Annotated in this window: 22 protein-coding genes and 1 tRNA gene; 10 read left to right on the top strand and 13 right to left on the bottom strand. The window is 32.7% G+C overall.

All coding sequences use genetic code 11. From position 1 onward, the window contains the following. Window positions 1-5: 5 nt before the first annotated feature. The 10 genes from LPB88_RS15850 to hisS all read right to left on the bottom strand — a co-directional run bounded on the left by LPB88_RS15850 (window position 6) and on the right by hisS (window position 9,533). Complete coding sequence (locus LPB88_RS15850; protein ID WP_230716630.1) at window positions 6-224, bottom strand: putative signal transducing protein; 219 nt, start codon at window positions 222-224, stop codon at window positions 6-8. Between the two features lie 29 nt (window positions 225-253). Next, a complete protein-coding gene (locus tag LPB88_RS15845) occupies window positions 254-1,069 on the bottom strand; it encodes an alpha/beta hydrolase (protein WP_230716629.1) in 816 nt (271 codons plus the stop codon). Between the two features lie 18 nt (window positions 1,070-1,087). Further along, complete coding sequence (locus LPB88_RS15840) at window positions 1,088-1,753, bottom strand: DEAD/DEAH box helicase (protein WP_230716628.1); 666 nt, start codon at window positions 1,751-1,753, stop codon at window positions 1,088-1,090. Between the two features lie 102 nt (window positions 1,754-1,855). Beyond that, window positions 1,856-3,019: a sigma-54 dependent transcriptional regulator gene (locus tag LPB88_RS15835; protein ID WP_230716627.1), complete on the bottom strand. Its 1,164-nt coding sequence runs from the start codon at window positions 3,017-3,019 to the stop codon at window positions 1,856-1,858. 192 nt (window positions 3,020-3,211) lie between these two features. Next, window positions 3,212-4,528, bottom strand: coding sequence for an ABC transporter permease (locus tag LPB88_RS15830; RefSeq protein WP_230716626.1), 1,317 nt, complete (start codon window positions 4,526-4,528; stop codon window positions 3,212-3,214). A gap of 100 nt (window positions 4,529-4,628) precedes the next feature. Then, window positions 4,629-5,549, bottom strand: coding sequence for an ABC transporter ATP-binding protein (locus tag LPB88_RS15825; RefSeq protein ID WP_230716625.1), 921 nt, complete (start codon window positions 5,547-5,549; stop codon window positions 4,629-4,631). A 166-nt stretch (window positions 5,550-5,715) separates the two neighbouring features. Next, the gene (dnaJ, locus tag LPB88_RS15820; RefSeq protein ID WP_230716624.1) at window positions 5,716-6,828 is read right to left on the bottom strand and encodes a molecular chaperone DnaJ; all 1,113 of its coding nucleotides are present in this window, start codon (window positions 6,826-6,828) and stop codon (window positions 5,716-5,718) included. 80 nt (window positions 6,829-6,908) lie between these two features. Continuing rightward, window positions 6,909-7,487 carry a nucleotide exchange factor GrpE gene (locus LPB88_RS15815; RefSeq protein WP_230716623.1) on the bottom strand — a complete coding sequence of 193 codons (579 nt, stop codon included), beginning with the start codon at window positions 7,485-7,487 and terminating at the stop codon, window positions 6,909-6,911. Between the two features lie 352 nt (window positions 7,488-7,839). Further along, window positions 7,840-7,910, bottom strand: a tRNA-Trp gene (locus LPB88_RS15810). A 195-nt stretch (window positions 7,911-8,105) separates the two neighbouring features. Further along, on the bottom strand, window positions 8,106-9,533 hold the full coding sequence (gene hisS, locus LPB88_RS15805) for a histidine--tRNA ligase (RefSeq protein ID WP_230716622.1): 1,428 nt from the start codon (window positions 9,531-9,533) through the stop codon (window positions 8,106-8,108). Between the two features lie 190 nt (window positions 9,534-9,723). On the opposite strand from hisS, the gene LPB88_RS15800 reads away from it, so the two are divergent. Then, window positions 9,724-10,968, top strand: a complete 1,245-nt coding sequence (locus tag LPB88_RS15800; protein ID WP_230716621.1) for an ABC transporter permease — start codon at window positions 9,724-9,726, stop codon at window positions 10,966-10,968. Between the two features lie 66 nt (window positions 10,969-11,034). On the opposite strand, the gene prmC is transcribed toward LPB88_RS15800, so the two are convergent. Then, the gene (gene prmC, locus LPB88_RS15795; RefSeq protein WP_230716620.1) at window positions 11,035-11,889 is read right to left on the bottom strand and encodes a peptide chain release factor N(5)-glutamine methyltransferase; all 855 of its coding nucleotides are present in this window, start codon (window positions 11,887-11,889) and stop codon (window positions 11,035-11,037) included. Window positions 11,890-11,973: 84 nt separating this feature from the next. Then, a complete protein-coding gene (locus LPB88_RS15790) occupies window positions 11,974-12,459 on the bottom strand; it encodes a GNAT family N-acetyltransferase (protein ID WP_230716619.1) in 486 nt (161 codons plus the stop codon). Between the two features lie 109 nt (window positions 12,460-12,568). On the opposite strand from LPB88_RS15790, the gene ribD reads away from it, so the two are divergent. The 3 genes from ribD to LPB88_RS15775 all read left to right on the top strand — a co-directional run bounded on the left by ribD (window position 12,569) and on the right by LPB88_RS15775 (window position 15,058). Further along, complete coding sequence (gene ribD / locus LPB88_RS15785; protein ID WP_230716618.1) at window positions 12,569-13,618, top strand: bifunctional diaminohydroxyphosphoribosylaminopyrimidine deaminase/5-amino-6-(5-phosphoribosylamino)uracil reductase RibD; 1,050 nt, start codon at window positions 12,569-12,571, stop codon at window positions 13,616-13,618. Further along, the gene (locus tag LPB88_RS15780; protein WP_230716617.1) at window positions 13,611-14,213 is read left to right on the top strand and encodes an HAD family phosphatase; all 603 of its coding nucleotides are present in this window, start codon (window positions 13,611-13,613) and stop codon (window positions 14,211-14,213) included. Before ribD ends, LPB88_RS15780 begins: the two co-directional genes overlap by 8 nt. Window positions 14,214-14,425: 212 nt before the next feature. Next, window positions 14,426-15,058 (top strand): YigZ family protein, encoded by a 633-nt coding sequence (locus tag LPB88_RS15775; protein WP_230716616.1) that lies wholly within the window; start codon window positions 14,426-14,428, stop codon window positions 15,056-15,058. Between the two features lie 31 nt (window positions 15,059-15,089). On the opposite strand, the gene LPB88_RS15770 is transcribed toward LPB88_RS15775, so the two are convergent. Continuing rightward, on the bottom strand, window positions 15,090-15,494 hold the full coding sequence (locus LPB88_RS15770) for a thioesterase family protein (protein ID WP_230716615.1): 405 nt from the start codon (window positions 15,492-15,494) through the stop codon (window positions 15,090-15,092). 186 nt (window positions 15,495-15,680) lie between these two features. On the opposite strand from LPB88_RS15770, the gene dnaA reads away from it, so the two are divergent. From dnaA to LPB88_RS15740, 6 genes are all read left to right on the top strand, one after another. Continuing rightward, on the top strand, window positions 15,681-17,108 hold the full coding sequence (dnaA, locus tag LPB88_RS15765) for a chromosomal replication initiator protein DnaA (protein WP_230716614.1): 1,428 nt from the start codon (window positions 15,681-15,683) through the stop codon (window positions 17,106-17,108). Between the two features lie 9 nt (window positions 17,109-17,117). Further along, on the top strand, window positions 17,118-17,585 hold the full coding sequence (locus tag LPB88_RS15760; RefSeq protein WP_230716613.1) for a low molecular weight protein-tyrosine-phosphatase: 468 nt from the start codon (window positions 17,118-17,120) through the stop codon (window positions 17,583-17,585). 75 nt (window positions 17,586-17,660) lie between these two features. After that, complete coding sequence (locus LPB88_RS15755; RefSeq protein ID WP_230716612.1) at window positions 17,661-18,374, top strand: SAM-dependent methyltransferase; 714 nt, start codon at window positions 17,661-17,663, stop codon at window positions 18,372-18,374. Window positions 18,375-18,730: 356 nt separating this feature from the next. Next, a complete protein-coding gene (locus LPB88_RS15750; RefSeq protein ID WP_230716611.1) occupies window positions 18,731-19,258 on the top strand; it encodes a hypothetical protein in 528 nt (175 codons plus the stop codon). Between the two features lie 134 nt (window positions 19,259-19,392). After that, on the top strand, window positions 19,393-19,599 hold the full coding sequence (locus tag LPB88_RS15745) for a hypothetical protein (protein ID WP_230716827.1): 207 nt from the start codon (window positions 19,393-19,395) through the stop codon (window positions 19,597-19,599). A 175-nt stretch (window positions 19,600-19,774) separates the two neighbouring features. After that, window positions 19,775-20,902, top strand: coding sequence for a methionine aminotransferase (locus tag LPB88_RS15740; protein ID WP_230716610.1), 1,128 nt, complete (start codon window positions 19,775-19,777; stop codon window positions 20,900-20,902). The last annotated feature ends 65 nt before the right edge of the window (window positions 20,903-20,967 follow it).

The following is a 20,967-nucleotide window of genomic DNA, read 5'->3' as shown; positions in this document are numbered from 1 at the left end:
AGTGCTTAAATACTCATTCTGAAATCCTCAATAACCGGATTTGCTTTTGCAAAATCTGTTTCCTGAATAAATACTTCAACCGCTAAATCTGATCCGCCGTAACCGCCTAAACGAGCAGATTGTACATTATCTTTTTTCACTGTTTCTACTCCAGCTTCTTCTAATCTTTCTTGCAATGCAAGTGCTAAAATTTCGCTTCCTGAATACACCTTCATTAATCCCATGACATTTTATATTTTATGATTATTAATTCTTATTCTAAAATTATTTTTAATTGATTTTGGAAATCATTATTTTCATTAATTCCTATATGTCCCTGATCTTTTAAAGGATAAAAATGACCATTTGATTTTAATTCCTTACTCAATCGAACTGAATTTTTATAAGGAATCAATTGATCTTCTATTCCATGAAAAATATAAATTGGCACTTTAATTTTGGACAAATATTTATACGTTTCTAAATGGAACTTTTTCATGAAATCAGGAAAAAACGGAACTTTTGTACTTGATAATTCTGTAAAACTATAATAAGGAGATTGCAGAATTAAAGCTTTAGGTTTACTCTCCGAAGCTAAAACAGCTGCAAGTCCGGAACCAATTGAATACCCGGTAATAATAATTTTATTCTCTGGATATTGTTTTACTAATGTTTTATAAACAATAGAAATATCCTTATTTAACTGGTCTTCATTTTCAATTATACCTTCGCTTTTTCCGAAACTTCGATAATCTAAAATAAAAATATCATATCCAAAACTGGTATATGTTTTTGCTATTTTACCCCAGGTTTCTAATGTTCCGGCATTTCCATGAAGATAAAAAACAAGACCTTTAGATTTTTCTGATCTAAATAAAAGTCCATTCAGATTTACTCCATCAAAAGACTTTATATTTAATTCTTCAAACTTTTCCTGATACTCAAATTGGTAATCTTTCGAAAGAGCTGCACCCTGAAAAACCATTCCAACCTGATTGAAATAAACATAGGAAACAATAACCACATAAATTACAACGAAAAATGCTAAAAGAACAATCGTTAAAAATTTAAAGGTTTTCAATATTTCCATAAATGCTTTTTAAATCAATTATTCTTCCTCTTCGATTCCATCCTCTTCTTCGTCAAGCTCCTCTTCCCCTTCTTCATCCATATCAAAGAAATAAGGTTCTAATAGAAATTTATCAGCCAATATTTCAATACGTTCTGTCAATATTTCGGCAAAAATAATACGTTGTGTTTTTGCAATACTATTCGAAATACGCATGATTTTAGTTTCATTACGTAATCTTAAAATAGGATCTGCATCATCCAAAATCAACATTTTTAAGCGATTTACATTGTAACCTGCAGTGGTAAACATATCACTCAATTTGTTTGGTGTACCAATTAAAACATCAACTCCGGTTGAAATATAGTTTTTATCGTAGTCCATATCGCCTTTGTCATGAACACCATAAACTTCAAGATTGGTATATTTTCCGTATTTCTCAAAAAGAGCTTCCATAGCCAGCACTTTTTCCTTGTCTTCCACAATAATCAAAGCACGTGGCGATTCTTCTGTATGTCCCACCAATTGCTGAATCACATTTAATACAATTGTTGTCGATTTTCCGGTTCCTTTTGGAGAGATAATCATACAATCTGCACCACTTTTTATTGTCGAAAAAGTTTCCTGCTGCAAAATATTTGCTTCTGTTAAACCATTTTCAATTAAAGCCTCTTGTAACTTCTCGTTTATTTTTTTTAGTTTCATCTTTATTATGCTTTAAGCTTTAGGCAATAAGCCATAAGCAAAAATTATTTGTAATTTTTATTAGCCTAAAGCTTATAGCTTATAGCCTATTGCGCGAAGCAACTACTTGCTTGCAAACATTTTCACGTCGGTTTCAGAGATTTCGCTTCCTCCCAAAATGATTAACCTTTCAACTACATTTCGAAGTTCACGGATATTTCCCGTCCAATCGTATTCCTGTAATAATTGTATGGCTTGCGCCGAAAAAACTTTGACTACATTTCCTTGCTCCGAAGCAATTTTCTCTGCAAAGTGTCTTATCAAAGCCGGAATATCATCACGTCTTTCGTTCAATGGCGGAACTTTAATCAAAATCACAGCCAAACGATGGTATAAATCTTCACGGAAACGACCTTCGGCAATTTCTGTTTTTAAATCTTTATTGGTTGCAGCCACAACACGCACATCAACTTTGATATCTTTCTCGGCTCCAACTCTGGTAATCATACTTTCTTGTAAAGCACGTAAAACTTTGGCTTGCGCCGAAAGACTCATATCACCAATTTCATCCAGAAAAATAGTTCCTTTATCAGCCGCTTCAAATTTTCCTGCGCGATCTTTTACTGCCGATGTAAAAGCTCCTTTTACGTGACCAAACAATTCGCTTTCGATCAATTCACTCGGAATCGCAGCACAGTTTACTTCAATTAAAGGAAAGTTTGAACGCTCACTTTTTTCATGCAATTGATGCGCTACTAATTCTTTTCCGGTTCCGTTTGGTCCGGTAATCAAAACTCTCGCTTCTGTTTGAGCAACTTTATCAATCATCACTTTAATATGATTAATAGCCTCGCTCTCGCCTACCATTTCGTAGTTTTTGCTCACTTTTTTCTTTAGGATCTTATTCTCAACTACAAGTTGTTTTTTATCTAAAGCATTACGAACCGTGTTTAATAAACGATTTAAATCTGGTGGTTTTGAAATATAATCAAAAGCTCCCAGACGCATGGTATGAATTGCCGTTTCCATATCGCCATGACCAGAGATCATAACCATTGGAATTTCGGGCTTTATTTTTTTTACTTCTTCTAAAACCTCAACACCGTCCATTTTTGGCATTTTGATATCACACAAAACCAAATCGTAATCGTTGTTTTTTATTTTCTCCAGACCTGCAACACCATCTTCTGCTTCATCTACCTGATACGTATCATTTTCTTCTGATAAAATTTTTACCAAAACTCTTCTGATCGATGCTTCGTCTTCTATAATTAGTATTTTACTCATTTTTTTAAGGTTCAGAGTTGCAAAGGTTCAAAGGTACAAAGTTTAAAATCTTTGTCGCTCCTTACCTTTGAACCTTTGTTATTATATTTTTTTTATGCCTTTTGTGTAATTCTTATAGATAGTTTTGTTCTAAGCATCAAAGTTCAAACGTTCAAAAAACCTTTGCGCCTTTGCACTTCTGAACCTTTGTAACTAATACTTCAGCCATTTATACAATTCTTTCCACGTTGGTTTTTTGCCATACATTAAAATACCAATTCGGTAAATTTTTGCTGCGAACCAGACTACAAGGAAAAAGGTAGCAAACAATAATGATACCGAAATCGCGATTTGCCACCACGGCACTCCAAACGGAAGTCGCATTAACATAACAATTGGCGAGGTTAACGGAATCATCGAAAATACCACGGCAATTGTTCCGTGTGGATCATTTACAACTGTAAAAAATCCTATGTAAACACTTAAAATAAGCGGCATAATAATAGGTAAAAGAAACTGTTGCGAATCGGTTTGATTGTCAACTGCAGCTCCAATTGCGGCATAAAATGAACTGTACAAAAAGTATCCTCCAATGAAATAAATCACAAAACCAATTAAGATACTTGCAATAGGCAAATTCCATAATTCACTAATATACATTTGTGCCGTTCCTGACATTTCATGTTGTGCTGATTGCATTAATTCTGGTGAAATTCTGGCTGTTGGACCAACATTTACCCCAAAAAATGCCGAAGCTGCAAACATTAATCCCAAACCAATTATCGCCCAAATCATAAATTGTAATAATCCAGCAAGCGAAGTTCCGACAATTTTACCAATCATCAATTGAAATGGTTTAACTGACGAGATAATGATTTCTATAATACGGTTCGTTTTTTCTTCGATAACGCTTCGCATTACCATGTTTCCGTAAATGATTATAAACATCATAATCAAATATCCAAAAGCACCACCAATCCCGATTTTTATCTCATTCAATCCTTTTAAACTTTCTTCTCCCGAAGCTTTTACCAAGTGAATATTAACCGCAGATTGTGCTTTTTTAATTGCCAAAGTATCCAGTTTTGCTGTTTCGAGATTTATCTTGGTAATTTTTTCTGCGATTACATCTTGTGTTTTTTCGATAAAAGAAATACTCGGACTGTTGTTCGAAATAAACTCAATTTTACTTTCTAAATCTTTTAAAGTAGCCGTTTTTGGAATAATAATTAAACCGTCAAAACTTTCGTTGGTAATACTGTCTTTTAGTGATTTAGGATCTATTTCAGATAAATTCAGATATTTAAACTCTGCTTCATTTTTATTTTCTTTTACAAAATCATTTACAAACAAACCTGTTTCGTCATAAATTGCAATTTGTTTGGTTTCAGCCTTCATCGAACTCAAATACCCAATGAATCCAGCGATCGCCACAAACAACAACGGACTCAAAAAAGTCATGACAACAAAAGATTTATTGCGAACTTTTGCAATAAACTCTCTTTTTATAATCAACGAAATAATACTCATTTTTTAGATTAATTAGATTTTTAGACTTCTTAGATTATTAGATTTTTTTTAGATTTCCAGATTCAGTCTACGAATCTAAGAAGTCTAACGATCTAAAAATCTATCCAGTAACTGTTTGAATAAATATATCGTTTACACTTGGGATTTTCTCTACAAAATGTGTTACTTGCCCTCTTTGTGTCAGTATATTCAATAACTCGTTTGGGGTTGCATCTCCAATTTGAATATCTAATTTTAAGTCATCATTTAGCGATTTAAAACTAGCCGGAGAAACAGTAAACTTCTGAGTAATATCATACATCAAGCCTTCTACGTTACTTGTCAAAATTCCTACTTCAAAACTATTAGTTCTAAATTGGCGCTTTACATCGCTTAGTTTTCCTTCAATTAATTTATTCGATTTATGAATTAAAGCGATATTATCACAAAGTTCTTCAACACTTTCCATTCGGTGTGTCGAAAAGATTATTGTCGCTCCTTGTTCTTTTAATGCCAAAATTTCATCTTTTATGACATTTGCATTCACCGGATCAAATCCTGAGAAAGGTTCATCAAAAATCAGCAATTTAGGTTTATGCAATACGCAAACTACAAACTGAATTTTTTGCGCCATTCCTTTTGACAGTTCCTGGATTTTCTTGTTCCACCAACCCTGAATTCCTAAACGATCAAACCAATATTCTAGTTGCACTTTTGCTTCGGCTCTAGAAAGTCCTTTCATTTGTGCCAAATACAAACATTGCTCGCCAACTTTCATCGAACTGTACAAACCTCTTTCTTCAGGAAGATAACCAATAGTCTGTACGTGTTTTGGTTGTAATCTTTCTCCATCAAGAATTACTTCGCCACTATCTGGCAACGTAATTTGATTTATAATTCGGATTAGTGAAGTTTTTCCAGCTCCATTCGGACCTAATAGTCCATAAATACTACCTTTTGGCACATTTAATGAAACTTCGTTAAGCGCTACATAATCACCGTATTGTTTTACGACTTTATGTACTTCGAGTAAGTTGCTCATGCTATTTTTAAGATTTTCTGCGTCAGTTTGACCTTTGTGGTATTGCGCCTGTAAAAGTAAATAATTCGTAGCGAAACTTTACATTATTAATGCAAAAAACCCATTCTAATTTACACTAGAATGGGTTTTTATATTTATTATTTCAACATTTTAGAAAAAGTTCCGTTTATGAAAACATATCTTTTACTTTCTCAAAAAATGATTTTTCTGATTTTTCAGGACTTGGTATAAAATGTTCGTCTGTTAAAGCATTTTCAAAGAATTGTTTTTGCTCTTTATTTAACGTTTTTGGCGTCCAAACATTTACGTGAACTAGTAAATCACCACTTCCGTAACCGTTGATACTTGGAATTCCTTTTCCCTTTAATCTCAAGATTTTTCCGGATTGAATACCTTCTTCCAGCTTAATACGAACTTTTCCGTTGATTGCTTCAATATCTTTAGAAACTCCTAAGACTGCTTCCGGGAAACTGATATACAAATCAAAGTGAATATTTTCGCCTTCACGTTTTAAGAATTCATGCTCTAACTCTTCGATAGCCACAATTAAATCACCAGGAATACTATTTCCAGGAGCGTCGTTTCCTTTGTTAGAAACTTTCAATTGCATACCATCAACAACTCCAGCAGGAATTTTGATTGATACTGTTTCATCTTCCTGAACCATTCCTTGTGAATCTGCTTCAGCCGGTTTTTTATCTAAAATCTGACCTGAACCACCACAAGTAGGACAAGTTGACGCAGACTGCATTCTTCCTAAAATAGTATTAGTTACACGCATTACCTGTCCTTGACCGTTACAAGTCGAACACGTTTTGTATGTCACACCTTTAGCCTGAACTTTACGTTTTACTTTTACTTTTTTCTCAACACCATTTGCAATTTCTTCTAATGTCAATTTTACTTTGATACGAAGATTGCTTCCTTTAGCACGACGAGGGCCACCGCCTCCGCCTCCACCGAAACCACCAAATCCCCCACCAAAAATATCACCAAATTGGCTGAAAATGTCATCCATATTCATACCGCCATGGCCACCACCAAATCCGCCAGAACCATCAAAAGCCTGATGTCCGTATTGGTCGTATTTCACTTTTTTGTTAGGATCGCTTAGTACTTCGTAAGCTTCTGCCGCTAATTTAAAGTTTTCTTCTGCCTCTTTGTCGCCTGGATTTTTGTCCGGGTGGTATTTTAAAGCACTTTTTCGATAAGCTTTTTTAATTTCGGCAGCGTCAGCATTTTTTGAAATGCCTAGTATTTCGTAAAAATCTTTTTTCATAATTTAGGTTAAATTCCAAATCTAAAATTCCAAATTCCAATACTTAAAAAATTGACTTTCAGAATATTTATTTGCATTTTTTAGTTTCCGATAACAACTTTTGGGAAACGGATAATTTTGTCTCCTAATTTGTATCCTTTTTCAATAACATCAACAATTTTCCCTTTTAATTTATCAGACGGAGCTGGAATTTGGGTAATTGCCTCAGCAAAATCAGCATTAAAAGCATCACCTGCTCTTACTTCAACTTGCTCTAAACCTTTAGAAACCAAAGTGCTTTTTAATTTTTCGTGAATCAACTCTACTCCTTTTTTCAGATTTTCGTCGTCAGACTTGTTGATTTCTACAGTTGCTCTGTCAAAATCATCCAAAACAGGAAGCATTGCTAACAAAACTTCTTGGTTTGCTGTTTTAAACAAATCCATGCGCTCTTTTGAAGTTCTTTTTTTGTAATTTTCAAATTCAGCAAACAATCTCAAAAACTTATCTTTTTCTTTTGCCAAGTCTTGAGCCAATTGCTCTTCAACACTTAATTCTTCAACAATCAATTGCTCTCCGTTGGCATTGTTCTCTAACGTTACTTCATCTAATTCCTGATCGAATTCTGTATTTTCCGTAGTCATATTACTTTTATTTTTAAAAATATTCTTAAACTTCATTTTTTATTCTTTCTTTTGGATTGCAAAAGTACTGCCAAATCTTCTAAAATGTCAAATTGTCACTTTATTAACAATGAGCCTTTTAAAAACCAAAATAAGCGGTTCAAAATTTAGTATAATTTTAAGACTATTACGTTATAGTTTATACTATATTTGAGATCCTAATTGGAATCTAAATTATTACCTATCAAAATTGAATTTAAGGGTTAGCCTCGGCTTTATAAATAATTATTAATTCAAGTTTACCTTATATTAAAAAAAGCTTCACCTATTTTAGATGAAGCTTTTTTTTATGTCCTTATTTTGCCTTTAACTCCTTGAAAGCTTCCGAAAAATAATTATGTTTTTATCGCACGGGCGGAGGGATTCGAACCCCCATCAACGGTTTTGGAGACCGCTATTCTACCCTTGAACTACGCCCGTATCAAGGCCGCAAATTAAAAGCTTTTTTTCTTCCCCGGCAACTATTTCACGCAGATTTTAAAAAAGATTTAGGCAGATTAAAGCAGATTTACTTTATATAAAAATCAAATTAAATCTGCTTCAATCTGCAAAATCTGCGTGAAACAAAAAACTCAATAATCCTTTTAATCTGTGGCAAAACACTTTACAGTCAAATTATGCCAATAAAGCATTTTTCAATCCTTCAAAATCAACTGAAATTTGTTCTCCTGAAACTAAATTCTTAAGAGAATACGAATTTGAAGCAATCTCCTGATCGCCTGCAATGACCGCAAACGGAATCAAACGCTTATCTGCATACTGAAATTGTTTCCCCACTTTTACATTATCCGGATACAATTCTACTTTTATATTTTCTTTTCTTAATTTCTGAATCGCTTGCGAAGCGTATAAAGCTTCAGCATCTCCATAATTAATAAACAATGCTTTTGATGTTGCAGCGACAGTTTCCGGGAATAATTGTAATTCTTCCAAAACCAAATAAATTCGGTCTAAACCAAAAGAAATTCCAACACCACTCATATTTTTTAAACCAAAAATACCTGTCAAATCATCATATCTTCCACCGCCTCCAATAGAACCCATTGAAACCGTTTTTGGCGCAGCTACTTCAAAAATAGCTCCGGTATAATAATTCAATCCCCGTGCGAGAGTCACATCAAGATCTAATGTCGCAGTTGCCAAACCTAAAGTTGCCACATTGTCACAAATAAATTTCAGTTCTTCAACTCCTTTCATTCCTTCTTCAGAAGAAGACAATAATTCTGAAAGCTGATTTATTTTGTCTGCAAAAGTTCCGGTAAAATTAAAAAGCGGCTGAACTTTAACCAAAGCTTCTTCGGCAATACCTTTTTCGATCATTTCTTTTTTAACTCCGTCTTCACCAATTTTATCCAGTTTATCAAGAGCCACCGTAAAATCGATCAATTTATCAGATGCACCAATTACTTCTGCAATTCCTGATAATATCTTTCTATTATTGATTTTAATCGTAACACCTTCAAGTCCTAAAGACGTAAAAACAGTATCGTACAATTGAACCAATTCTACTTCCTGCCACAATGATTTAGAACCCACAACATCGGCATCACATTGATAAAACTCTCTGTAACGTCCTCTTTGTGGTCTGTCAGCTCTCCAAACCGGTTGAATTTGATATCTCTTAAAAGGAAATTCAATTTCATTTTGGTGCTGTACCACGTATCTTGCAAACGGAACCGTTAAGTCGTAACGTAAAGCTTTTTCAGAAATTTTTCCTGTAAACTTATTCAGCTCAATTCTTTGATTAATATCAATTGTTTCGGCCGAATTAACTTGCAGAGACTCTATAGATTCCGGTAATTCAATTTTATTTTTGTTAAAGAAAAAATTACCCGAGTTCAATATTTTAAAAATCAAACGATCACCTTCTTCTCCATATTTCCCCATTAAAGTATCTGAATTTTCAAAAGATGGTGTTTCAATTGGCTGAAAACCAAACTTCTCAAAATTAGCTTTTATGGTCTGAATAATATATTGACGTTTTGACACCTCTGCAGGCGAAAAATCTCTTGTTCCTTGTGGAATGCTTGGTTTTGAAGCCATCTTTTTTATTTTAGATATTTGATTTTAGATTTTAGATTGTTGGAAATCTTAATTTAAAATCTTTTTGGATTATTTTATTTTTAGATTTCTCTATTTCTAATGGACTGCAAATATCTTATTTTTTAAAATAAATAATGCCAGTTCGAAAACAAACTTGTAACAAAAAACGTATTTTCGTGACAAATTGGTCATGATGCTAAAATTATTAAGAGAAAATATTCGAATTGCTTTTGGTTCTATCAAAACACAATTATTACGAACCATTCTTACCGTATTAATTATCGCAATCGGGATTACTGCTTTGGTAGGAATTCTTACGGTTGTAACGGCGCTCGAAAATACTGTTTCGACCAATTTTGCTTCAATGGGAGCAAATACTTTTAACATCAATCAATACGAAAACACAGTTAAAAATCGTGGAGGAAATAAACGCGAAGTCATAAACCCAATTATTTCTTATCCCGAAGCTGTAGCTTTTAAAAATAAATACAGATATCCTTTTACTGAAACTTCTCTTTCGTTTACTGCAACATCAACTGCAGAAGTAAAATATTTAGACCAAAAAACGGATCCGGAAATTACAATTACCGGTGTCGACGAGCATTTTATTTCAAATTCCGGTTTAGAAACTACCTCAGGACGTTCTTTTAATCAGTTTGATATTGAAAACAATACCTATTCTTGCGTTGTTGGTTCTGATTTCGAAAAAGGTTTATTGAAAGACGTGAATCCAATTGATAAAATTATATCTATTCGTGGTGCCCGTTTTAAGGTTATCGGCGTTCTAAAAGAGAAAGGATCAACATTTGGACATAGTCAGGATTTGCGTGTTTTGATACCAATTCAGGTTGCAAGATCTTTATTTACTGCTCCAAGTATCAACTACACCGTAAGTGTCATGGTTTCTAAAAAAGAACTTTTAGACCAGGCTATTGACAATGCAACAAGTACCATGCGAAGAGTTCGTAAATTGAGTCCGGTTCGTGACAATAATTTTGGCATTGGCCGTAGTGACGATTTAATCAATAGAATCCTCGGAATCACACAATATCTGGGCTGGGCTGCCTGGATCATTAGTGTTATTACCATTTTAGGATCATCAATTGCTTTAATGAATATTATGATTGTTTCGGTGACGGAACGTACCAGAGAAATTGGTGTTCGCAAAGCTTTAGGCGCAACGAAAATTACGATTTCTGTTCAGTTTTTTATCGAAACTTTAATAATTGGACAAATTGGCGGTTTGGTCGGAATTGTATTGGGAATTTTGGTAGGCTTTGGCTTTGCGGCCGCAATGAGCTTTGCTTTTGTGATTCCGTGGATGGCAATTTTTGCTGCTTTTGCTACCAGTTTTATGGTTGCGATTGTTTCCGGATTATATCCTGCAATCAAAGCTTCAAAACTAGATCCTATTGAGGCTTTGCGCTACGAATAGTTTTATTTTTAATTTTCAGTCGGAGTTTACAGTTTTCTCACTGAGACTGAATACTGCAACTAAAAACTAAACACTCCCCTTTATCATTCTGTCGTTATCGTAGATATCTTTTCGTAATTCAATATTTTTGAAATCCATATTTTCTAACAAATCTCTCATTTCCTGACCTAAATATTGATTGATTTCAAAATACAATTGTCCGCTTTCTACAAAATTATTTTTAGCCAATTCAGCAATTTTTCGATAGAAAATCAAAGCATCATTATCATCTACAAAAAGCGCTAAATGTGGCTCATATTCCAGAACATTCTTTTTGATTTCTTCTTTCTCTAAATTGCGAACATAAGGCGGATTCGAAACAATAATATCAAAATTATATTTCAATTGTTCTAACTCTAAAATATCCTGAAACATAAAGGTAACATCTACTTTATTGTTTATTGCATTTTTTTTGGCTGTTTCGATCGCTTTTTTAGAAACATCAAAACCATAAACTTCAGCATTTGGAAGGTTTTTAGCCAATGAAATTGCTATACATCCGCTGCCGGTTCCAATGTCCAGAATTCTTATTTTTTTTACCTTATCATTTGTAGCATTCTCCTTAATGATCCACTCTACCAATTCTTCTGTTTCCGGACGAGGAATCAAAACATTCTCATTTACTTCGAAATCCAATCCATAAAAATTAGTTTTCCCAAGTAAATACTGAATCGGAACTTCTTGTTTTAATTGTGCTAATAATGAATCCCAAACCACAAAATCATCTTCAGAAAAAGTCAGTTCATGATTTAGAGCCAAATCAATTTGTCGTAATTGATGTTTGTCTTCTAAAATTAAATAGAAAAAACTTTCTGCTTCGTATGCGTCGTAAAAAGGCGATAATTCTTTTATAAATTGAGTGCGGTATTGTTTAATTTTCATTCCGGGTGCTTGAGTATTACTTTTCGTCAAAAGCTATTTTTCTTTCAAATAAGTATTATAAAATCAAATTTGTTACAATTTATTTTATAACAATTTCAACATCCAAACCGGGCAAGAACAGTGTCCGGTATTTCCTAATGGAGCTTCTAAATATTCAAAACCAGATTTTTTATATAATTTTTGAGCGGCGTGCATAAAAGGCATTGTTTCGATATAACATTTTTCGAAACCAAAATTTCTTGCCTCGTCTAAACATTTCTCCATCATTTTACTTCCAATTCCTAAACCGCGGGTTTCCGGCAAAAAATACATTTTTTGCAACTCGCTAATTTCCGGATCTCCATTCTCTAAAGATGCAATTCCGGCACAACCCACAATTTTACCTTCATTTTCAACTACAAAATAAGTTGATTTTGGCTTGCTATATTCTTCAAACATTAAATCTAAACACGGATCTTCGTATGCTGTACCTACTTTCGGAATTTCCAATTCATCAAAAACCGACCGTATTAATTTTGCAACTGCTTGATTGTCTTCTTTTTTAATTGCTCTGATAATCCAATTTTCCATATTTCTCTATTCGTATGACTTACTTACAAAAGTAAAAATACTTTTTTGATAGTTCCTTAACTACTTCAATAACTATTATGAACTAAACAAAAATAACTACTTTTGTACCGTGAATATACATGAAAAATATATAAAACGCTGCATCGAACTGGCACAAAATGGCTTTGGAACCACATATCCAAATCCGATGGTTGGAAGCGTAATTGTTTATGAAGACAAAATCATTGGCGAAGGCTGGCACAAAAAAGCCGGTGAACCTCATGCCGAAGTAAATGCGATTCGATCTGTAAAAGATAAATCGCTTTTAAAAAAAGCAACAATTTATGTGAGCTTAGAACCTTGCAGTCATTTTGGAAAAACACCTCCTTGCTGCGATTTAATTATAGAACACAAAATTCCGAATGTAGTTGTTGGAACCGTTGATCCTAATGAAAAGGTAGCCGGAAACGGAATCAAAAAATTAATTGCCTCCGGAGCAAATGTGATTGTTGGCATTTTAGAAAAAGAATGCAACGAACTCAACAAACGTTTCTTTACTTTTCATCAACAAAAAAGACCTTACATTATATTAAAATGGGCTCAAAGTCAGGACGGCTTTTTGTCACCTGAAAAAGAAATTAATCAGGATCGCAAACCTGTTTGGATTACCAATCAATATTCAAGACAATTGGTTCACAAATGGCGCAGTGAAGAACAGGCAATTTTAGTTGGAACAAAAACAGTTATTGACGACAACCCAAAATTAAATATTAGGGATTGGTCCGGAAATAATCCTGTTAGAGTTGTTTTAGACCAAAACAACAGAATTTCAAAAGACAGTTTCATTTTTGATAACAGTGTAAAAACCATCATATTTACGAAATCTGAAATTAGCCTTTCAGCAGAAAACACTACCTTTGAAGTAATTGATTTTAATAAAAATATAATACCACAGATTTTGGCAGTTTTATATCAAAATCAGATTCAGTCTATTATTATAGAAGGCGGCTTACAAACTTTACAATCTTTTATAGATCAAAATATTTGGGACGAAGCCCGGATTTTTGTTGGAAAAACAATTTTCGGAAACGGAACAAAAGCACCAATTCTTCAAATGAAAAATGTAACAAAAACCTACATTCAAAATGATGAATTAATAAATGTTAGAAATCATGATTGATACTATAATTTTTGACTTTGGAGATATTTTTATCAATTTAGACAAACAAGCAACTATGTCTGGATTGCAGAAATTAGGAATGACAGAATGGAATTCAGAATTTGATCGTTTGAATCTTTTGTTTGAAACCGGAGATATTTCGCATGATGATTTTTTGACAGGTTTCCAGAAAGAGCTTCCAAATGCCTCTATTGAAGAAATCCTTGAAGCCTGGAATGCTATTTTAGCAGATTTTCCGTTGTATCGATTAGAGTTTTTACAATTGCTTTCTCAAAAATACCGTTTGTTTTTACTAAGTAATACCGATTCTATTCATATTGAAACTTTCGAGAATAAAAGCGGAATTTCGTTTTACAGTGATTTTTATCAATGTTTTGAAAAAGTTTATTTTTCATTTGAAATTGGAATGAGAAAACCAAATGCTGATGTTTTTCAATATGTAATCAACAAACATGAATTGTCACCAAAACGAACTTTATTTGTAGATGATAAAAAAGAAAACACAGATGTTGCCGCTGCTTTAGGTCTCCATGTTTGGCATTTGCAAGTTGGCAAGGAAGATGTTGTTGATTTATTTGATAAAAAAATATTGTAGCTAACGTATGTTTTTTGTTTCTCGCAGATTTTGCAGATAAAGCAGATATTATAATGTGTTATGAAACAAATCTGCTTTATCTGCAAAATCTGCGAGAGAAAAAGTTTAACCCCAAATTAAAAAAGACAAAAGAAAAATCCTTTTAATCTGTGAATCCCAATAGCTATAGGGAGTGGCTAAAAAAACATCAAACATAATTTAGAAATTTACTTTTGGAATATAACGATACGTATCAAACCATTGCTTTTGAATCAGAAGAAGTGCTTTTTAAGGAAAAAGGAAGCAAGTTCTTTGGCTATGCCTTTCCTATAGAAAATGAAGAGGAAGTAAAACCCATCATCGAAAATCTAAAAAAGCAACATCCGCATGCGGTACATTTTTGCTATGCTTATCAATTAGGCACGGCCCCAAAAATCTCTTATCGAGCAAATGATGACGGCGAACCCAGCAATACGGCAGGCGCACCAATTTATGGACAAATCCAGTCTTTTGGCCTAACAAATGTCTTAGTTGTTGTGGTTCGGATTTTTGGAGGTGTAAAACTTGGCGTTGGCGGTTTGATTGCTGCTTACAAAACGACAGCACAAATGACACTTGAAGTTTGCGAAATTGTCGAAAAAACAATTGATGTTCAGTTTTTAATCTCTTTTGATTATAAAAACATGAATAAAGTTATGCGTGTTATTAAAGAAAAAAAACTGGAAATTACGTCTCAGGAAATGGAAATCAATGAAGATTCCGGTCTTCCAATTGGCAAAATATCGACAAAAACACGCAAAAAAAATGCCGAATCAATATTCGACATTTTTGATTTAATGTTTGAAATCGATATTAAAATTATATAAATTAACATTAAAACGTATCTCGTTTTAACAATTATACAAGTGTTTTAAACAATTCTAAAATGTAATTTGGAGGTGCTGTTGGTCGACCCGATTTTAACGAAATAAATACTAAAATAAACACTGCCGTTGTTAATAACTCATTTGCCTCGTTATAGATTTCACAGTCGAATTCAATCTTAACCGATGATTGACTTTTGAAAGTTGTATGAATCGTTAACAACTCATCGTAACGCGCCGATTTTTTATAATTTATTTGCATCGAAACAATTGGCAGTCCAATTCCGCTTTCTTCCATATTTTTATAGGAAATCCCTTTGTTTCTAAGCCATTCCACGCGTCCTATCTCAAAATATGGAATATAATTTCCGTGATAAACAACTCCCATTTGGTCAGTTTCTGAGTAACGAACACGCACTTGCGTTTGATGATTTTTCATTATTTATTGATTAAAAAAAATTAACTTTCAAAAGTTTACTTACAACTTTTTTTTATAAAATTAGAGTCCAAAATATTTTTTTTTACAGAAATTTGTTCACATATTTGTTATCCCGAAATACGGAATAAAATTGCTCCTTTTTTATTAGGAGAATCTTTATCAATAATATAAAATTTATCTGAATCTATGACTAAAACTGCTCAATCGGTATGGGAAAACTGTTTGTCTTTTATAAAGGACAATATTCAAGATCAAGCATACAAAACTTGGTTTGAACCAATCAAATCAGTTGAGCTAACCGACAACGCATTATATATTCAGGTACCAAGTAAATTTTTCTACGAATGGCTCGAAGAGCATTACGTAAAATTATTGAAAGTTGCGCTTACCAAAGAACTGGGAAAAAACGCAAAGTTACTCTATAAAATTAAAATGGAGAACACTTATGGCAATAAACAACCGTTTACCGAACAGTTGCCAAGTGCCAACAGAGTGCCAATGAAACCGCAAGAGGTTGATGCTCCGTTTAAAAACTTAAATCCTGAACTAAAAAATCCTTTTGTAATTCCTGGAATTAGAAATCTAAAAATTGAATCGCAATTAAATGCAAATTACAGTTTTGACAATTTCTTAGAAGGAGATTCAAACCGTTTGGCTCGTTCTGCAGGTATGGCTGTTGCTAATAAACCTGGAGGAACGTCATTTAATCCGTTATTGATTTTTGGTGGAGTTGGTTTAGGAAAAACACACCTAGCACACGCTATAGGTGTAGAAGTAAAAGATAAATATCCTGAAAGAACGGTTTTATATATTTCTGCCGAAATTTTCACACAACAATATATCGACTCGGTAAAAAAGAATAATCGTAATGATTTCATTCACTTTTATCAATTGATCGACGTTTTGATTATTGATGACGTTCAGTTTTTATCTGGAAAATCAGGAACTCAAGACGTATTTTTCCATATTTTCAACTATTTGCACCAAAACGGAAAACAGGTAATTCTGACTTCGGACAAAGCACCAGTTGATATGCAGGATATTGAACAACGTTTATTATCTCGTTTTAAATGGGGATTATCTGCTGAATTACATCAACCAGATTACGAAACCAGAATTTCGATCCTAAAAAACATTCTATATCGTGATGGTGTTGATATGCCGGAAGACATTATTGAATATGTTGCCCGCAATATCAAATCTAACGTTAGAGAACTTGAAGGCGCTATTATTTCGTTAATTGCACAATCTTCTTTCAATAAAAAAGAAGTTACAATTGAATTGGCTAAAAGTGTTGTAGAGAAATTTGTTAAAAATGTGAAGAGAGAAATCTCTATCGATTATATTCAAAAAATTGTGTCTGATTATTTTCAGTTGGATATTGAAACACTTCAATCTAAAACCAGAAAAAGGCACGTGGTTCAGGCGAGACAATTGGCCATGTTTTTTGCAAAGAAATTCACTAAAGCATCTTTGGCAAACATTGGTTCACAAATTGGAGATCGTGATCACGCAACCGTATTACATGCTTGTAAAACTGTCGACAATTTAGTTTCTACAGACAAACAATTTAAGAAGTTTGTCGAAGATATCAACAAAAAACTAACGCTATAAACGCGCATCATGCCAGTAAAAATTTTAATGGTTTGTTTGGGAAATATTTGTAGATCACCTTTAGCAGAAGGAATTTTAGCATCAAAATTACCCAACAATACTTTTGTAGTTGATTCTGCAGGAACCGGATCCTGGCATGTAGGTCATTCACCAGACAAACGCTCTATAGCTGTTGCTTCAAAAAATGGTGTAAACATCCAAAATCAAAGAGGAAGACAATTTCAAACTTCAGATTTAGAAGATTTTGATTACATTTATGTAATGGATAGTTCTAATTATCGTGATGTAATTCATCTGGCAAAAACCACCGAACATAAAAACAAAGTTCACCTTATTTTAAACGAATTATTTCCGGACGAAAACGTAGATGTACCAGATCCGTATTTTGGCGCAGCTAATGGTTTTGACCATGTATACCAAATGTTAGATGAAGTAACCGATATAATCGCAAAAAAACTCATCGAAAAGCATTCATAATTACCTCATTATTCAATTATTTTAATAAATTATGATTGAATAATAATTCGTTTTACAAACTATAAAAAAACGCACATGAAACTTCTAGGAAAATTATATTTAATTCCAACTACAATGGGCGAAAGCGATCCGATGGATGTTTTGCCACAAACTGTAAAAAGAAGCATTGATTTTATAGATCATTACATTGTTGAAAACGAAAAAACTGCCAGAAAATCAATAAAAGCAGTTTCTCCAGAAAAAAAACAATCTGAACTTATACTTTTTACGCTCAATAAGCGTACAGAACCAAGTGAGCATTTAGATTTCATAAAACCATTATTAGAAGGGAAAAATGTTGGATTAATGAGCGAAGCCGGATGTCCGGGGGTTGCTGATCCCGGTGCAGTAATTGTAAAATTGGCGCATGAAAAAGGAATCCAGGTTGTACCTTTAGTTGGACCATCTTCTATTTTACTAGCCATGATGGCTTCCGGAATGAACGGTCAGAGTTTTACTTTCAATGGTTATTTACCAATTGATAAAGACGAGAAAAAATCGGCATTGAAACATTTTGAAAAATTATCTCAGGATAAAAATCAATCTCAGATTTTTATTGAAACTCCTTACAGAAACAATAAATTAGTTGAAGATATTTTGCAAATTGTAAATCCCTCAACGCATCTTTGTATTGCAACAGATATTACACTACCAACAGAATTCATTAAAACAATGCGTATTTCAGATTGGAAAAAATTGAAAGTTGATTTACATAATCGACCTACAATTTTCATTATTCATAAAATGTAATTGTAATAATTGTTTTTCTTTTACAATCTATATATTCAATATTTAGGTTATGTTTTTTTATTGCATCGTTTACAATTTTTTTTCGTACTAAAACACACATAAACCTACTATATTTTCCTCCTAAAAAATACCCCTAAAACTTCGTTTAATTAACAATCAATAAAGATAACTTTAACTGTTCTATATTAGTAAAAGAATTACTTTTATCTGATTAAAAAATATTACTCAAAGCCTTGAACTTTAATGATTTAATAACAAAAAACATCATCAAAAAGGGGAAGAAAAAAAAGAAACCTTCATATATTTTAAATCATTAAGATTAACCTAAACTATTAATATTTAAAAAATAAAATATCATGAAAACATTTCTTTTTTTTTTATCTTTTTTTAGTTTAACGGCAAACTCTTTTTCTCAGGGCGAAAACTCTAGTTTAAAAGAGGGCGAAATTAAAATGGAGGATTTACCTGCGGTTGTAATTAAAAGTGCAGGGAAAGATTTTTCTGTTTACTTACCTGACAGAAATCCCGATGTAAATGTCATAGCGCTTCAGCAAAAGTTTATTTCTTATGATTTAGGAAAAGACTATCAAGGCTTTGACTCTTATTTAGTAGTCTTAGAATCTCCACAAGGCTCCTTATCCGCAACCTATAATCAAAATGGAAAATTAACCAGCGTAGTTGAAAATTATGAAAATGTAAAGCTTCCCGCTAAAGTAATTTACTCGATCTACAAAGAATACCCAGGTTGGACCATAGTAAAAGACAAATTTCTGTACACCCAAAAAGAAGGTGATATCAAAAAGAAGGAATATAACCTAAAAATCACAAAGGAGAATAGTGTACAAAAAATTGTAGTTAAACCAAATGGCGAAATTATAAAATAAAATAATTCCAAAAGAAAAAGACATTAAAAGACAGTTTTCTTTTAATGTCTTTTTTTTATGCTATAAAAAATAAAAATACATTTTAACTTTAAAAAACAATTACTTTTATAAATACAATTTCTGTAAGTATAATTATGAGTAAACTTCCAAACGTAACTACTAGTATTTTCACGGTAATGTCAAAAATGGCAACCGAATATAATGCAATCAACCTTTCGCAGGGATTTCCGAATTTCCCTGTTGATGAAAGGTTAACTGATATTATAGCAAGATTAGCCAAAGAGAATGTACACCAATATACACCAATGGCAGGTTTTCCTCCATTAATGAAAAGGAGCTGAAGCTATTCGTGTTTTAAAGACTTCTCCTAAATGGAAACCAGGACAAAAAGACAACAAATTAGTTCGAGTTCTTTTTTCACTGCCAATTTCTGTAAATAATTTCGTAAAGTAATTATTCAATAAAATAAAATTTGCCTTATATTGTACTCAAAAAACTTTCCTAACCAATTTTTTTATGAGTAAACTTCCAAACGTTGGCACCAGTATATTTACAATTATGTCAAAAATGGCAGCCGAATATAATGCAATAAATCTTTCACAAGGATTTCCAAATTTCCCTGTCGATGAAAGGCTAACTGATATTGTTGCTAGATTAGCCAAGGAAAATGTCCATCAATACACACCTGTAACAGGCTATCCGCCTTTGATGAATCAAATTACTAAACTGCTTTTTAATTCATACAAAAGGACTATAAATCCTGATTTAGAACTTTTAGTTACAGCTGGCGCTACACAGGGAATTTTCACTTCTATTCTGGCATTAATAAAAGAGAATGATGAAGTAATTATGCTTGATCCGAGTTTTGATTCTTATGAATCTCCAATCTTGCTATGCAAAGCTAAACCTGTAAGAATTGCTTTAAATGATGATTACACCCCAAATTGGGAAATGATTGAAAAATCTTGTTCTGCAAAAACCAGAATGATCATCATCAATAACCCTCATAATCCAACAGGAAAAATATTATCGGATTCAGATTTTATTCAGCTAGAAAAAATACTTTCAAAATATCCTGATTTATTAGTTTTATCTGATGAAGTTTACGAATACATCACATTTGAAGAAAAACATATTTCGGCACATACAAAAAGTTTTCTTTTAGATCGATGCATTATGGTTTCTTCTTTTGGAAAATCATTTCACATAACAGGATGGAAAATTGGATATACAGTCGCTCCAGAACATCTAATGATAGAAATCAAAAAAGTACATCAGTTTTTGGTCTTCAGCGTAAATAGTATCTCACAAATAGCTCTAAGTGAATATTTAGATATTGTTGATACCAATCTCCTTGGAAAATTCTATCAAGAAAAACGAGATTATTTTCGAAAACTTCTTCAAAACAGCCGATTTGAATTAAAACCTTGTGAAGGCACTTATTTTCAGGTTGCTTCTTATGCCAATATTTCAGATGACAATGATGTTGATTTTTGCAAAAAATTAATTACTAATCATGGTGTGGCAGCCATACCTATTTCTTCCTTTTATTCGGATAATAAAGACGAAAAATCAATCCGCTTTTGTTTTGCTAAAGACAATTTTACCCTAGAATCAGCAGCAAAAAAATTATGCGAAGTATAAAGTTTATTAAAATTTTATAACATTATTATGCGTGCATCCTATTTATTTATTTAATATTGTAATAA

It is taken from the genome of Flavobacterium sp. JAS, assembly GCF_020991455.1.
Lineage (GTDB): Bacteria > Bacteroidota > Bacteroidia > Flavobacteriales > Flavobacteriaceae > Flavobacterium.
Note: the sequence above shows the minus strand (reverse complement) of the source record. Positions and strands in the feature narration are given on the sequence as shown.